The following is a 14,629-nucleotide window of genomic DNA, read 5'->3' as shown; positions in this document are numbered from 1 at the left end:
CCCACACCCTGCTCGAACCCGCCGCCGTCCGACTCCTCGCCACCCACCACACCGACACCACCCTCACCACCCTCCACACCGCCCTCACCCACCCCGACCCCACCCACTTCCACCACCAACTCCTCGAACACGCCGGCAACCAGACCCTCACCATGATCGCCGGCATGCTCCGCCACATCCTCGACACCCACACCCCCCTCCCCCACCCCACCCACACCACCCCCCACAACCACCACGACCACACCCACCTCCTCGACCTCATCGCCCGCCACGACACCGACGCCGCCGAAGCCCACTGGCGCACCCACATCGCCACCACACCCAGCCAGCCACCCAGCACCGTCATCGACCTGCTCGGCACACCGCCCGCCGCCCCGGGCCGCGGCCTCGAGGGCACCCGACCGGTGCCGATGCCCCGGAACTCCTCGGGCTGACCGCCCAGAAGGCCCGCGCTGACCGCCCGCGAGACTCGGGCCAACCGGTCAGGAGACTCCGGGCCGGCCAGGGGACTCCGGCCGGCCGGTCAGGAGACCGTCGTGCGCAGCCGGACGAGGTCGGCCAGCTCCGGCGACACCTCCGCCAGCAGCTCCCGGACCCGCGCCACAGCCGGGACGGCCAGCCCGTCGTAGATCTCGGCGAAGACCGTGCGGGCCTCGCGCCGCGGCCAGCGGCCGGGCAGCAGGTCGATCGGAAGGTCCGGGTCGAGGCTCGGGAAGCGCCCCCAGGACTCCATCACCGCGGTGCGCGCGGCCAGTGCCTCCGCGCCGCGCACCTCGCCGTGGCGGACCCGTTCCAACAGGGGGGTGTAGGTGCGGACGAACTCCTCGTAGGTGCGCTGCAGCTCGGTGAGATCCCAGGCCGCCATCGGCGGGCGGGGGTCGCTGCGGCGTGCCTCCGACGTCGTGATCAGCACCGTCGACGCGATGACGCCCAACTCGGCGAACACCCGGCGGGCCGCCTCACCGGCAGACCGCGGGGTGACCCACATCCCGTCGTAGAGCGGAGCGAAGCCCAGCCAACGCAGCCGTGCGCGCACGGCGTGCCGCACGTCGCGCTGGTCCTCGGGGATGGAGAACGCCGCCACCGTCCAGCGCCCGTCCCACGGGTCGTGCCGCAGGCCGAAGGTGAAGATCCGGTTCGCCGACGCGAGGATCKCGGCCGAGGCCTCCGCTGTCAGCCCGTAGTAGGTGTTGCGGCCGATCCGGGACGACTCCAGCAGCCCGCGCCGCGACAGCCGGCTCAGCGCCGCCCGGGCACCGACCGTGCTGACGTCGAAATCCGCGAGCAGGCTGACCAGCACCACCGACGGTACGTGCTCCCGGCGGCCGGCCCAGTAATCGCCGAGCAGGGTGGTGAGCAGGTGCTGGGGCTGTGCGCCCACCTGGACCCTGGGCAGGTCGACGACGTCGGCCGTTGGAGGTGCCGGATTCGCTCCTTGGGCCCCGACCTGCGGCCGGCGGACGGTCGGGCGCCGGCCACGACCCGGATCACGGTCGCGACCTGCGAGCCGCGCGGGCGCTGTCACGCTCTCCGATTTTACGAGCCCCTACCGACATTCCACGCGATCGGTCCGGAGCTCCTGTGGTCCGGGTGACGTCGGTCGGTCTCCCGACGGGCGACCTGTACGCTCGGCGACCATGAGCACTGGACGGGTGCGCGTACGGTTCGCGCCGTCGCCGACCGGCATCTTCCACGTGGGCGGGGCCCGGTCGGCGCTTTTCAACTGGCTGGTGGCCAAGGGCRCCGGCGGCGACTTCGTGCTCCGCGTCGAGGACACCGACGCCTCGCGGAACCGGCCGGAGTGGACCGAGGGCATCATCAGCGCGCTCGACTGGCTGGGCATCAGCCCCGGTGGCTACGAGGGCCCGGTGTTCCAGTCGGAGCGGGCAAGCCGGCACGCCGAGGCGGCCGCGGGCCTGTTCGCCGCCGGTCGCGCCTACTACTGCGGCTGCACCCGCGACGAACTCGCCGCCCGCACCGGCAACGCCCAGCACGGCTACGACGGCTTCTGCCGGGAGCGCGGGCTCGGCCCCGGCCCGGGGCGCGCGCTGCGGTTCCGCACCCCCGACAAGGGCACCACTGTAGTCCTCGATGTGATCCGCGGCACACCGGAGTTCCCGAACGACACCATCGAGGACTTCGTCATCGCCCGGGCGGACGGCTCGGCCGTCTTCCTCCTCGCAAACGTCGTGGACGATCTCGACATGGGCATCACCCACGTCGTGCGCGGCGAGGAGCACCTGTCCAACACTCCGAAGCAGCAGCTGCTGTGGGCGGCGCTCGGCACGCCGCCGCCGGTCTGGGCCCACGTCCCGGTGATCGTCAACGAGAAGCGCCAGAAGCTCTCGAAGCGACGCGACAAGGTCGCGCTGGAGTCGTACCGCGCCGAGGGGTACCTCGCCGCCGCCATGCGCAACTACCTGATGCTCCTCGGCTGGGCTCCGCCCGGCGACGAGGAGATCGTCCCGTTCGAGACCATCGAGGCGTCGTTCCGGCTCGAGGACGTGAAGCCCTCTCCCGCGTTCTTCGACGAGAAGAAGCTGCGTGCCTTCAACGGCGAGTACATCCGTGCGCTGAGTGTGGACGGGTTCGTGGCGGCGTGCGAGCCGTGGCTCGTGCCCGCGGCCGACGTGCCCGCCGCGGTGGACGCGCCGGCCGCGGCGGGCTCGGCGGGCTCGGGAGACGGAGCCGCGGGCGTGACCACGACGGTGCCGGCCCCGCCGTGGTCGCCGGAGCGCTTCTCCGCCGAGGTCTTCGCCGCCGTCGCACCGCTGGCGCAGTCCCGGGTGGCGGTGCTGTCGGAGATCGTCCCGATGGTCGACTTCCTGTTCCTGCCCGAGGCGCCGACCGACGAGGCCGCCTGGGCGAAGACCATGAAGGGCCCGGCCCTCGACCTGCTCACCGAGGCGGCCGAGGCCTACGAGAAGGTCGCCTGGGACCACGACGTCCTGCGCGAGACGCTCATCGAGGTCGGGGAGCGGCACGGACTGAAGCTCGGGAAGGCCCAGGCGCCCGTCCGGGTGGCGGTCACCGGCCGGACGGTCGGCCTGCCGCTGTTCGAGTCGCTGGAGATCCTCGGCCGCGAGGAGACGCTGCGGCGGCTGCGCGCCGCGGTCGAGCGCCTCGGCACGGCGGCGAACCCGGCCTGAGCAAGCCCCGGGCCTGAGCCCGACAATCTGAGTGCACCGGCCTGACCGGCGCGGCCGGAGCGTGCGGCGTGCCCGTCCGGTGTCGTCGTGGGCCCGGGTCGTGGTTGGGACGGACCACGACCCGGGCCAGGAACCCGTCGGAGGGTGGGGGGTACCTCCGCCGGGTGGACCGGGGACCTTCGCGACAACACCGTCATCACAACACCGGCGCCATAAACGATGCTTAAGAACGGCTCAAGAGAGCCTTGGATCCGGAAGTGGTCACCTGCCGTGGGCCTTGCGGGCTGACATCGTGACCGACGCGACCTCCCGCGCGGGCGACATCGACCTTTAATGGAGTCGATGTCTACAGACCGCTACATCGAGCGCATCACGTCCCGCGAGGCGACGGTGAAGCGGCCCGCCACGATCCGCGAGGTCGCGGCGCTCGCCGGGGTCAGCGTGTCGACCGTCAGCAACGCGCTGGCCGGCCGGCGATCGGTCAGTGGAGCGTCCAGCGCCCGGGTTCGCGCCGCGGCCCACCGCCTCGGGTACCGGCAGGTCGACGCCGCGCGGCCGGTGCGGACGCCGACCCGGCACGCCATCGGCCTCGTCGTCCCGGACGCGAGCAACCCGTTCTTCGCCGAGATCGCGCACGGCGTCGAGACGGTGGCCCAGTCGTCCGGCTGGGCGGTGTTCCTCGGCAACACCGACCTCGACGACGCGCGCGAGGCCGACTACCTCGACCGCCTGGCCGGGGCGGCCGACGGGCTCCTGGTCTGCTCGGCGTCCGGGCAGACCGAGCAGCTGCAGCACCTGGTCGACAGCGGCGTCGCCGTGGTGGCCTGCGACGAGCGCCTGGAGCTGACCGGCGCCGGCGGGGTCTTCGCCGACGACGCCGCGGCCGGCCGGCTCGCCGCCGGGCACATCCTCGCCCGCCGCGCGCGCCGGATCGCGATGATCTGCGGGCCGGAGCACCTCACCACGGCCCGCGAGCGCCGCACCGGCTTCCGCGCAGAGCTGCAGGCGTCGGGACGCTCGCTTCCGCCGTGGCGCTCGATCGCCAGCCGGTACACGATCGAGGCGGGACGATGGGCGGCCGACCAGCTCCTCGCCGCCGATCCACAGATCGACGCGATCTTCTGCTCAAACGATCTGCAGGCCGTCGGCGCGGTGCGGGCGTTGCGGCACGCGGGCCGGCAGGTGCCCGGCGGTGTGCTGATCATCGGGATCGACGGGATCTCCTGGGGCGAACTCACCGAGCCGTCGCTGACGACGGTGGCGCGTCATCCCGAACGGCTGGGGGCCGAGGCCGCCCGGCTCCTCATCGAGATGGTCGGCGACGGCGCCCGGCCCCGCGAGGTCGTGCTGCCGGTGGAACTGGTCGAGCGGGAGAGCACCCGCCGCGCCTAATGGGAGGCGGTTCGGCCCCTCTCGACACGCGCGGATCAGCCGGTGGCGGACGCCGGCCGGCGGGGGCGCATCAGGCGGTGGGCGCAACCGACGACGTATCGACGGAACTCCTCGTCGTCCAGCACCATCACCCGGGGGTCGGAGCCGGCGCCGCGTAACCCTGCCAGCAGCATGCCGGCCGCCACGACGGAACCCGGATCCGGATCGGGCCCGGCGAGCAACGCGACGAGGCGCTCCCCCAGCGTGGGGAACTCCGGGTACCGCTGCAGGATGGCCGTACAGGTCGGATCACCCTGCAGCAGCGCGTATAAGCGGCGGTTGGCGATGATGAGATCGGCCAGGCCGACGATCATCGTCTCGACCTGGGCGGCCCGGGAGCGCCGACTCTCGGCGAGCCGCACCAGCCCCATGAGCTGCTCGAGCGCCGGGCGCACCACCGCGAGGACGATCTCGTCCTTGCTCTTGTAGTGGTGGTAGACCGCCGCCTTGGTGACGCCCATCGCGTCCGCGATCATCTGGAGCGATGTGGCGCTCACACCACGCTCAGTGAACAGGTCCAGGGCGGTGGCCCGCAGGCGCTCCCGGCCGGCGCCCGGCCCAATCTGGCGTTCCGCCAGCTCGGCAGTCACGATCTCCGTCTCCCGTCCGGCCCCGGTCACCTCGCGCAGGGGGCCCTCATTGTGGCGCACCACACTCCCGCGGGGGACCGAGCGTACAGATCCGTGCGAACCACGCGCTGGACGTCCGTCCGGGCCGACCGCCCCGTACGGGGGGGGGTACGGGGCACCGTCGAGCGGCGCCGAGGAGCCATCACCGGGGCCACAAACGAGGGTCTGGCCGGGCGTCCGCGTGAAACCCGCGACGCACGCGGGCGACCCCGCAAGGAGACGGACTCTTGGGCACCTACCTGTACCGGCTCGGCCAGGCCTCCCACCGGCACCGGCGGGTCGTCCTGGCGCTGTGGCTGGCGCTGCTCGGGCTGGCCGGCGCGGGCACCGCGACACTCCCCGGCGCGGGCACCGCGACGCCCGCCGGCACCGCAGCAGGGACTCTTGTCGCTGCGGGCTCGGAGTCGCAACGGGCGGCGGACCTGCTGCGGCGGCGGCTGCCGGGGACCGGTGCCGACACCGCGACGGCCCGGCTGGTCCTGACCCTCGACGCGGGCGACGGCGCCCGGGCCCGCCTCGACGACCCGGTCCACCGGCAAGCGATCGAGGACGTCCTCGCCGCCCTCGGACAGGCGCCGCTCGTCGGGCGGGTCGGTGATCCCTTCGGCGGCAGCGGGCCCGGCGCCGACGGCGAGCCCGGCGCCCCCGGCGTCGGGTCCGTCGAAGGCGGGATCTCCAGCGACGGCCGGATGGCCTACACGCAGGTCACCTACACCGTCCGCGACACGCAGCTGACCGCCCGGGCGCGCGCGGCCCTGTTCGCCGCCGCGGGCCCGGCCCGCGCCGCCGGCATCGACGTCGAGTTCGGCGGGACGGCACTGGACGGAGTACCCGAGCGGAGCTACCTCGGCTCCGCTGAGCCGGCTGTCGCCGCGGGCATACTCGCGGCAGCTGTGCTCGCGGCGGTCCTGGGTGTCCTCATCGTGGCCTTCGGCTCGTCCGTCGCGGCCGCGCTGGCGCTGCTGACGGCGGTCGTCGGCGTGGCGGTCGGCGGCTGTGCGGCCTGGGTCGTGACCAGCCGAACCGGAACCGGCCCGGCCACGCCGCTCCCGGTGCCGGGGGCGGTGCCGGTGGCGGTGGCGGTGCTCGGGCTCACCGTCGCGATCGGCGGCGCGCTGCTCGTCGTCACCCGGTACCGGAACGGGCTGGCGGAGGGCCGCCGGCGCGAGGAAGTGGCCGGGAACGCGGTGGCCACCGCCGGGTCGATCGTGGTCCTCTCGGGTCTGATGACGGCTGGCACGCTCACGGCGCTGTCGGTCGCCCGCGTCCCGGCGCTGACCACGATCGGCCTGGCGTCCGCCGGCATCATCATGATCGCCACTCTGGGCACGCTCACGCTGCTGCCGGCCGTCCTCGGATTCGCCGGAAGCAAAGTCACCGCACGGGCCACCGGCCGTGCCGGCCGCGGACGGGACGGCGGGGAGCGGTGGGGCCGGTTCGTCGTGCGGCGACGGATTCCGGCGCTCCTGCTCGCCCTCGCCGCCCTCGGCGCCGTCGCGGCGCCGGTGGCCGACCTGCGCCTGGGGCTGCCCGACAGCGGTGCGACCGCGTCCGAGGGCACCCAGCGCCGCGCCTACGACCAGCTCGCCGCGGGCTTCGGCGCCGGCTTCAACGGCCCGCTGCTGCTCATGGTGGACGCGGCGGACAGCGCCGACCCCACCGCCGCCGCCAGCCGGGTACGGACGGCGGTCGCCGCGCTGGGCGCCGTCGCCCTGACCACCGAACCGCGGTTCGACCCCAGCGGCGACCTCGCGACCATGACCGTGATCCCCGTCAGCGGACCGGGCGATCCGGGCACGGCGGACCTCGTACGCCGCATCCGCGCCGAGGCCGGCGCGCTCGCCGTCACGACAGGCACCCGCGTCCGGGTCACCGGGCGGACGGCGATCGGCCTGGACGTCTCGTGGCGGCTCGCCCGGGTCCTGCCGCTCTACCTCACCGTGCTCGCCGCGCTGGCGATCGCGGTGCTCGCCGTGGCCTCGCGCAGTGTCCTCGTGCCCCTGAAGGGCGTCCTGAGCGCCGGACTCAGCGCCGTGGCGGCCCTGGGCGCCATGGTCGCCGGGTTCCAGTGGGGATGGCTCGGCGGCTGCCTGGGGGTGGAACGGAGCGGGCCCGTGGCAGCCGTCCTGCCGATCGTCGTGATCGGGCTGCTGACCGCTCTGGCCACGAGCCACGAGCTGCACCTCGTGGCCCGGAGCCGGGCGGAGCTCCTCCGCACCGGCGACCCCGGCCAGGCCGTGGTGCGCGGCACCGCGGACGCCGCCCGGGCCGTCACGGCCAGCACGATCATCGCGGTCGTCGCGTCGGGCGCGGTCGTGGCGGCCAGCACAGGCGTCATGGCCGGGGTCCTCGGGGCACTCGCCGCTCCGGCCGGCCCGATCACCGCGTCGATCGGTCTCGTGCTGGCGTTCGGTGTCACGGTGGACGCGTTCGTCGTCCGCCTGACGCTCGGGGCAGCGGTCATGTCCCTGCTCGGGCGGGCCGCCTGGTGGCTGCCGCGCCTGCCCGACCACCTGCCCGCGGCCGCCTCGCCCGGCCCGGCGGCGTCCCCTCCCCTGCCCGCCGAGGTGCCCACGCCCGCATCGACGCCCGTGCCCGCCTCGATGCCCGCGTCCGCAGCGGTGGCGACGCCCGCTGTGGCGCCCGCGTTGGCTTCGGTACCAGGGCCCGCCAAGGTGCCCACGCCGGTTTCGGCTGAGGCCGGCACGGGTGCCGGGGCCGGGGCGTCAGTCTGAGCCGGGTGCCGGGTCCGGACCGGGTGCCGTGGCCGGACGCGGGGTGAAACCACGCAGGCGCAGGCTGTTGCCGACGACGAACAGCGAGCTGGCCGCCATCGCCGCCCCGGCGAGCATCGGGTTGAGCAGGCCGGCCGCGGCCAGCGGCAGCGCGGCGGCGTTGTAGGCGAAGGCCCAGAACAGGTTGCCCTGGATGGTGACGAGTGTCCGCCGGGCCAGGCGGATCGCGTCCACGGCCGCGAGCAGATCGGCCCGGACGAGAGTCAGGTCACCGGCCTCGATCGCGACGTCCGTGCCGGTTCCCATCACCAGACCGAGGTCCGCCTGGGCCAGCGCGGCGGCGTCGTTCACCCCGTCACCAACCATCGCCACCACCCGGTTGCCGGCCTGCAGCCGGCGCACGACCTCGGTCTTCTCCGCTGGCAGGACTTCGGCGACCACGTCCTCCGGGGCGATCCCCACCTCCGCCGCGACGGTGGCCGCGACGGAGGCGTTGTCGCCGGTCAGCAGAATCGGGCGCAGGCCCAGTCCCCGCAGCTCGCGGATCGCGGCGGCCGAGGTCGGCCGGACCGCGTCGGCGATGGTGAGCACGCCGCGGGCGCGCCCGTCCCAGGAGACCGCGACGGCGGTGCGGCCGGCGGCCTCGGCCGTGCGGGCGATCTCCGCGAGGTCCGTGGGCAGCGGCTGCGAGCACCCCGTCAGCAGCCTCGGACGGCCGACCAGCACGGCGCGGCCGGCGACCAGTCCGCGCACCCCGAGGCCCTCCTTGGTGGCGAACTCGGTGACGCCGGGCAGCTCCGCGGACGACCGCTCCGCTGCCGCGGCGGCGGCCCGGCTGATCGCGCGGCCCACCGGGTGCTCGGAGGCGTTCTCCAGGGCACCCGCGAGCCGCAGCACCTCGTCCCGGTCCTCGCCGGCGGCGGTGGCGACGTCCAGGAGGGTCATCTCGCCGGTCGTCACCGTGCCGGTCTTGTCCAGGACGATCGTGTCGACCCGGCGGGTCGACTCCAGCACCTCGGGTCCGCGGATGAGCAGGCCGAGCTGGGCGCCGCGTCCCGTGCCGACCAGCAGGGCGGTCGGCGTGGCGAGGCCGAGCGCGCACGGGCACGCGATGATCAGCACCGCGACGGCCGCGGTGAACGCGGCGGCCAGGCCGTCCCCCCGGCCCGCCCAGTAGCCGAAGGTGAGTGCCGAGAGCGCGAGCACGACCGGCACGAAGACGGCCGCGATCCGGTCGGCGAGCCGCTGCACCGGCGCCTTGCCGCTCTGTGCCTCCTCGACGAGACGTCCGATCCTCGCGAGCTGGGTGTCCGCGCCGACCCGCGTGGCGCGGACGACGAGCCGGCCCCCCGCGTTCAGGGTGGCACCGGTGACGTCGTCGCCGGGACGGACCTCCACCGGGACGGACTCTCCGGTGAGCATCGACGCGTCGACGGCTGACGCGCCCGCTACGACCACCCCGTCCGTGGCGATTTTCTCCCCCGGACGGACGACGAAGAGGTCACCGACGCCGAGCTGATCGACCTCGACTCGTTCCTCCCTGCCGTCGCGGAGAACGGCGACGTCACGCGCCCCCATGGCGAGCAGCGCGCGTAGCGCGGAGCCGGCGCTGCGCCTGGCTCTGGCCTCCAGGTACCGGCCGGTGAGGATGAACGCGGTGACGCCGGCCGCCACCTCCAGGTAGATGCTGTCCGCCCCGGCACCGCGAGTGACGGTGACACTGAAGTCGTGGGTCATCCCGGGCTCGCCGGCGTCGCCGACGAACAGCGCGTACAGCGACCATCCGAAGGCGGCGAGGGTGCCGATCGAGACGAGCGTGTCCATCGTCGTCGCGCCGTGGCGCAGGTTCGTCCACGCCGCCCGGTGGATCGGCCAGCCGCCCCACACTACGACGGGCGCGGCGAGCGTCAGCGACAGCCACTGCCAGGAGTCGAACTGCAGGGCCGGCACCATCGCCAGGAGCACCACCGGGACGGTCAACCCGACGACCACACGCAGCCGGTCGCGCAGGGCGCGCACCCGGCCGTCGGCGGGGAGACTCTCGTCAGCCGCGCTACCGCCGGCAGTACTGCCGGCGGCGACGCCGTCCGCGGCGGTGCTGTCCACGGCGGTGCTGTCGTCGGCCCGGTCTCCGGTGGCGTGGTCCGAGGCGGGGCGGTTCGCCGCGTCACGGGCGCCGGTTCGCGCGGCCGGTCGGGACGGCGCGGGCGGCGGGATCGTCGCCGTGTAGCCGGCGGCCTCCACCTGGGCGACCAGCCGATCGGCCGGCAGGCCGGCCGGGAAGCTGACCTTGGCCTTCTCCGTGGCGTAGTTGACCGTGGCGGTGACGCCGTCCAGCTTGTTCAGCTTCCGCTCGACACGAGCCGCGCAGGATGCGCAGGTCATCCCGCCTATCACCAGATCCACCTGGCGCCGGTCGGTGGCCGGTGGGCTCATCGGTTCTCCCAAGGGGACGCGGGTGCGCGGGCAGGGTCAGTGCGTGTGCGCGGAGGTGGGCGTCCGCGTCGGCGTGGGTGTGGGCGCGGCCCCGTCCACCGGGACCGTCATGGTGAACTCCGCGGTTCGCACCTGTCCGGCGTGCTTGAAGTCCAGGAAGAGGCGGTAGGCGCCGGCCGACGGGAACTCGGTCATGAACGACAGCGCGGGATCGCCGCTCCCGGGACTGGCCGTGGGATCGCTCATGCCGCCGTCGAGACCTCCGGGCGTCGCCACGGCGCCGCCGGTGGAGCCCCCGTTCTCTCCCGGGTGGACGTGCAGGTAGGCGAGATCACCCTGCCGGATCACCACCAGATGACCGAGCGAGCCCAGGTACGGCTCGAGATCGGTGACCGGCCGTCCGGCGCGGGTGACCGAGAAGACGAGGTCGCTCATCCCGTCGGGGCTGGCCCGCCCGTCGAGCGTCACGGTGTACCCACCCGCCACTGTCGCGGTGCGCGACGGCGCCGGCAGCGTGGCGGGGCGCAGGTCGCCGCCCACGGTGAGGTCCGTGCCGAGCGTGATCGTGGACGCGGCCGGCGAGCTACCCGAGGTCCCGAAGATCTCGGAATTCCCGGAGATCTCCGACATGCCGGAGATCTCGAAGGTGCCGGGCGTGACCGGAGCGACCGGAGCGACCGGGACTCCCGGAACGCTCGCCCCGTCCGCCACGCGGCCGGCCGCGGTGCCACCGGTACCGGTACCGGTACCGCTGTCGGCGCCGGTGCCCGTGCCGCCGCCGGTGCCAGTACCGCTGTCGGTGCCGCTGTCGGTGCCGCCCGGCGTGGACGTCGGAGCGAAGTCGGCGAACACGCGGTAGACGCCGGGCGCGGACAGTCGGAGCGGGACGCTCCACGTGCCGGCGGCGTCACGGGTGGGGTGCAGGTGCTGGTAGCCGGTGAGGTCACGCCGCACGACGATCAGATGCAGGTCTGCGTCGTGTACCCGGGTGAAGGCGGTGAGCGGGCGGCCGTCCGGGCCGAGGACACGGAAGGTGTAGGGCTGCGAGCGGCCGGCGGGCCAGGTGAGCGTGTCGGGCGCGAGCGTGTAGCCGCCCGCGGAGATCGCGAGCCCGGCCGCGGTGGGATCACCGCTGGTCACGCCCGGCGCGCCGCCCGGCACGGCGGAGGCCTCGTGGCCATGGGCGCCGGTCTCGGCCGCACCGTTGGACTCCTCGGACGGCCCGATCGTCGTCCCGACCACATAGGAGACACCGAAGAGCACGGCCAACGCGAGACCGAAGCCGCCGATGCGGGTCAATGCGTTCATCGTCCGTCCCTTCGCCCCGGCTGGTATAAGACTCACCCAGACGTTACATACCCCTAGGGGGTATACGTCAACGCCTCGCGCGGGTCGGTGGCGCTGCTCTCACACCTTCGGACAGCGCCGCGACACCGCGGCCGCCGCATGCGCGCACCTGCGCGAGGTCACCCGGGACCAAGACGCCGAACGCCCCGACCAGCGCAAAAAGGGAACCGGCGTGTCCGGCTCGCTACTAACACAGGACGCTCGGCCGCCGGAGAACCACAATGGGTAGGTCGGACGTTCCGGGCAGTACTGCTCGGAGAAAGGAGGGTGTTCCTTTGCTTGAGGATTCCCGGCCTTTTCCGCCGGGCAGCCTGCCAGCGCGGCTGAACCCGGCGCTGCGCCAGCAGCTTCTCTCCCTGGGAGGAGTGCGCCACTACCTGCACGGCGAGATGCTGATGCGGGAGGCCGAGCCGTACGGCGAGGTGATCCTGATCCTCGACGGCTTCGTCAAGATCACCGCGAACGGAGAGGAGAACCGGCTCGCCTTCCTCGTCATCCGGTCCCGGGGCGACATCCTGGGCGAGATCAGCGCCATGGACCAGGACACCCACACCGGAACCGCCACCGCCGCCGGGCCGGTCGCCGGCCGGGTGATGAGCGCGACAGCCTTCCGCTCGTTCCTCGAGCAGAATCCCCCGGCCGCCTTCGCGGTCGCCGAGACCGTCGCGAACAAGCTGCGCAACTCGATCCGGCGCCGGGTCGAGCACGTCGACGGCTCGGTCCGGGGCCGGCTCGCCCGCATTCTCATCGAGCTGGCGACGCTGTGGGGGCGGGCCTCCGACCGCGGTGTCCAGCTCGCCGTGGGCCTGAGCCAGCCCGAGCTCGCCGCCCTGGTCGCCGCGGACGAACGCTCGGTCAACCGTGCGCTCGCCGAGCTGCGAAACATGAAGGTCGTCGACGTCGGCTACCGCCGCGTCATCGTCCTGGACCTGGAGGGCCTGGAACGGGTGGCATTCGGCCGCCAGGATCGACCCGACGGGGCCAGCAGCCCGAGCTGACGAGGAAGGCCGCCTGTGCCAACGCTGATATCTTGATGGCCCCAGACGTGACGCCGGTGGGAGACGCCATGGCGGTCCAGGTTCCGCGGGCGCCCCAGCGCAGCGCGCGGGCGTCCGAGATCGTCGCGGAGTCCATTCGCGTCCAGGTCGCCAGAGGGGAACTTCGGCCGGGTGATCGTTTCCCGACCGAAGACGAGCTCATGGAGATCTTCGGCATCGCCCGCACGACGCTGCGCGAGGCGCTGCGCATCCTGGAGGCCGAGGGCCTGGTCACCGTCCTGCGCGGGCGGCACGGCGGGCCGCGGGTCACCAGTCCGACCGTCGACCACGTCGCCAAGGTCTTCGCCCTGCTCCTGCAGCTCGAGGGCGTGACGATGAGCGACATCCACCAGGCGCGGGAGCTCGTCGAGCCGACCCTGGCCCACACCCTCGCCCAGACCAGAACCCCGCAGATGCTCACCGAGCTGCGCGCGGCCGTCGAGGCCGCCGAGGCGGCGGCCGACGCCGACGACGGCCCCGCCTTCCTCGACGCCGCCGCGGCCCTGCACGCGACGATCGCCGAGCACGGAGGCAACCGGTCGCTGGGCATCTTCGCGCAACTGCTCCACGAGGTGGCCGTCCGCTGCCACGAGGCGTCCGGGCGGGTGGCCACCGCCGAGGACCGCAGGCGCGCCGTCCGCTACTACCGCCGGTTCTACAAGCTCGTCGAGGCCGGCGACGCGGCGGGCGCCCGGGAGCACTGGCGGTCCCGGGTGGCCCACGCGGGCGAGGCGGGCCCGACGACCGGCAAGGAGGGGGACGAGCCGGTGGACGTGTTCGCCCGCCCGACCGAGCTCTCCCGGCCGGGCGAGCTCTCCCGGCCGGGCGAACGGACGGCTGCCGTGCGCCGCCGCTGACCCGTCCAGCGAGACCTCCCGGCGGGGCCGCAGTCGAGGGGGTAACCGGGGTTTGCCAGGCTTGAGGGCATGGATCTGCGGATATTCGTCGAGCCCCAGCAGGGCGCCTCCTACGCGCGCCAGCTAGCCATGGCCAAAGCGGCCGAGGAAGGCGGATTCGACGCCTTCTTCCGCTCCGACCACTACCTGCGGATGGGGCCGGGCAGCCCGCTGCCGGGCCCGACCGACTCCTGGGTCACGCTGGCCGGCATCGCCCGCGAGACGTCCACGATTCGCCTGGGCACCCTGGTGACGAGCGCGACCTTCCGGCTGCCCGGGCCGCTCGCCATCGCCGTCGCCCAGGTCGACGAGATGAGCGGCGGGCGAGTTGAGCTCGGTCTCGGCGCCGGCTGGTTCACCGCGGAGCACTCCGCCTACGGGATCCCGTTCCCACCGGTCGGCGAACGGTTCGAGCGGCTGACCGAACAGCTCGCGATCATCGAGGGACTGTGGCGTACCCCGGCGGGCGAGACGTTCTCCCACCAGGGCAGCCACTACACCCTGACCGACAGCCCGGCGCTGCCCAAGCCCGTCCAGCGCCCGCATCCGCCGATCATCATCGGCGGTCACGGGCCGCGGCGCACGCCGGCGCTTGCCGCGCGCCACGCCGCCGAGTTCAACCTCGCGTTCGCCCCGCCGGCACAGGTGTCGGCGCAGTTCGGGCTGGTCCGCAAGGCCGCCGCCGCGATCGACCGGGATCCGGATGATCTCGTCTACTCGGCGGCACTCGTGGTGTGCTGCGGCCGGGACGACGCCGAGCTCAAGCACCGCGCCGAGCGGATCGGGCGTGACCTCGACGAGCTGCGCGAGAACAGCCTGGCCGGCACCCCGGCCGAGGTGATCGAGAAGCTCGCCGTCTACGGCCCGGACGGCGCCGGAGCGAGCCGGGTGTACCTGCAGGTCCTCGACCTGGACGACCTCGACCACGTGGCGTTGCTCGCCGCCGAGGTCCTCCCCCAGGTCTGACCC

At 73.9% G+C, this 14,629-nt stretch carries 11 protein-coding genes; 7 read left to right on the top strand and 4 right to left on the bottom strand.

The window, feature by feature from the left end:
* Positions 1 to 434, top strand: a 434-nt coding sequence (locus BBK14_RS06545) for an FCD domain-containing protein (RefSeq protein ID WP_116430008.1), incomplete at its 5' end; no start/stop codon positions are given.
* 89 nt (positions 435 to 523) lie between these two features.
* Here the strand turns inward: BBK14_RS06545 and BBK14_RS06540 are convergent.
* The gene (locus BBK14_RS06540) at positions 524 to 1,381 is read right to left on the bottom strand and encodes a PaaX family transcriptional regulator (protein WP_071060274.1); all 858 of its coding nucleotides are present in this window, start codon (positions 1,379 to 1,381) and stop codon (positions 524 to 526) included.
* A gap of 256 nt (positions 1,382 to 1,637) precedes the next feature.
* Between BBK14_RS06540 and gltX the strand changes: the two genes are divergently transcribed.
* The gene (gene gltX, locus BBK14_RS06535) at positions 1,638 to 3,149 is read left to right on the top strand and encodes a glutamate--tRNA ligase (protein WP_071060273.1); all 1,512 of its coding nucleotides are present in this window, start codon (positions 1,638 to 1,640) and stop codon (positions 3,147 to 3,149) included.
* A gap of 342 nt (positions 3,150 to 3,491) precedes the next feature.
* Entirely contained in the window at positions 3,492 to 4,541 is a 1,050-nt protein-coding gene (locus BBK14_RS06530; protein WP_241831214.1) for a LacI family DNA-binding transcriptional regulator, read from the top strand.
* Between the two features lie 35 nt (positions 4,542 to 4,576).
* Here BBK14_RS06530 and BBK14_RS06525 read toward each other — a convergent pair whose 3' ends face one another.
* Positions 4,577 to 5,230 (bottom strand): TetR/AcrR family transcriptional regulator, encoded by a 654-nt coding sequence (locus BBK14_RS06525; protein WP_083390755.1) that lies wholly within the window; start codon positions 5,228 to 5,230, stop codon positions 4,577 to 4,579.
* A gap of 206 nt (positions 5,231 to 5,436) precedes the next feature.
* Between BBK14_RS06525 and BBK14_RS06520 the strand changes: the two genes are divergently transcribed.
* Entirely contained in the window at positions 5,437 to 7,944 is a 2,508-nt protein-coding gene (locus BBK14_RS06520; protein ID WP_071060271.1) for an MMPL family transporter, read from the top strand.
* Here the strand turns inward: BBK14_RS06520 and BBK14_RS06515 are convergent.
* On the bottom strand, positions 7,936 to 10,380 hold the full coding sequence (locus BBK14_RS06515; protein WP_071060270.1) for a heavy metal translocating P-type ATPase: 2,445 nt from the start codon (positions 10,378 to 10,380) through the stop codon (positions 7,936 to 7,938). The two genes, BBK14_RS06520 and BBK14_RS06515, sit on opposite strands and share 9 nt — an antisense overlap.
* Positions 10,381 to 10,416: 36 nt before the next feature.
* Positions 10,417 to 11,688 (bottom strand): hypothetical protein, encoded by a 1,272-nt coding sequence (locus tag BBK14_RS06510; RefSeq protein WP_071060269.1) that lies wholly within the window; start codon positions 11,686 to 11,688, stop codon positions 10,417 to 10,419.
* A 314-nt stretch (positions 11,689 to 12,002) separates the two neighbouring features.
* Here BBK14_RS06510 and BBK14_RS06505 point away from each other — a divergent pair, with 314 nt between their 5' ends.
* From BBK14_RS06505 to BBK14_RS06495, 3 genes are all read left to right on the top strand, one after another.
* Complete coding sequence (locus BBK14_RS06505; RefSeq protein WP_041253853.1) at positions 12,003 to 12,725, top strand: Crp/Fnr family transcriptional regulator; 723 nt, start codon at positions 12,003 to 12,005, stop codon at positions 12,723 to 12,725.
* Positions 12,726 to 12,793: 68 nt separating this feature from the next.
* On the top strand, positions 12,794 to 13,621 hold the full coding sequence (locus BBK14_RS06500; protein ID WP_071060291.1) for a FadR/GntR family transcriptional regulator: 828 nt from the start codon (positions 12,794 to 12,796) through the stop codon (positions 13,619 to 13,621).
* Between the two features lie 69 nt (positions 13,622 to 13,690).
* Positions 13,691 to 14,626 (top strand): LLM class F420-dependent oxidoreductase, encoded by a 936-nt coding sequence (locus BBK14_RS06495; protein ID WP_071060268.1) that lies wholly within the window; start codon positions 13,691 to 13,693, stop codon positions 14,624 to 14,626.
* Positions 14,627 to 14,629 lie beyond the last annotated feature (3 nt).

Source organism: Parafrankia soli (genome assembly GCF_001854695.1).
Lineage (GTDB): Bacteria > Actinomycetota > Actinomycetes > Frankiales > Frankiaceae > Parafrankia > Parafrankia soli.
The sequence above is the reverse complement of the archived record's forward strand: the minus strand, read 5'-3'. Positions and strand labels throughout refer to the sequence as shown.

Bases quoted from the DNA above. Each gene is read 5' to 3' on its own strand.
- BBK14_RS06510 (WP_071060269.1), bottom strand. From the start codon at position 11,688: ATGAACGCATTGACCCGCATCGGCGGCTTCGGTCTCGCGTTGGCCGTG.
- BBK14_RS06495 (WP_071060268.1), top strand. From the start codon at position 13,691: ATGGATCTGCGGATATTCGTCGAGCCCCAGCAGGGCGCCTCCTACGCG.
- BBK14_RS06515 (WP_071060270.1), bottom strand. From the start codon at position 10,380: ATGAGCCCACCGGCCACCGACCGGCGCCAGGTGGATCTGGTGATAGGC.
- BBK14_RS06500 (WP_071060291.1), top strand. From the start codon at position 12,794: ATGGCGGTCCAGGTTCCGCGGGCGCCCCAGCGCAGCGCGCGGGCGTCC.
- BBK14_RS06530 (WP_241831214.1), top strand. From the start codon at position 3,492: ATGTCTACAGACCGCTACATCGAGCGCATCACGTCCCGCGAGGCGACG.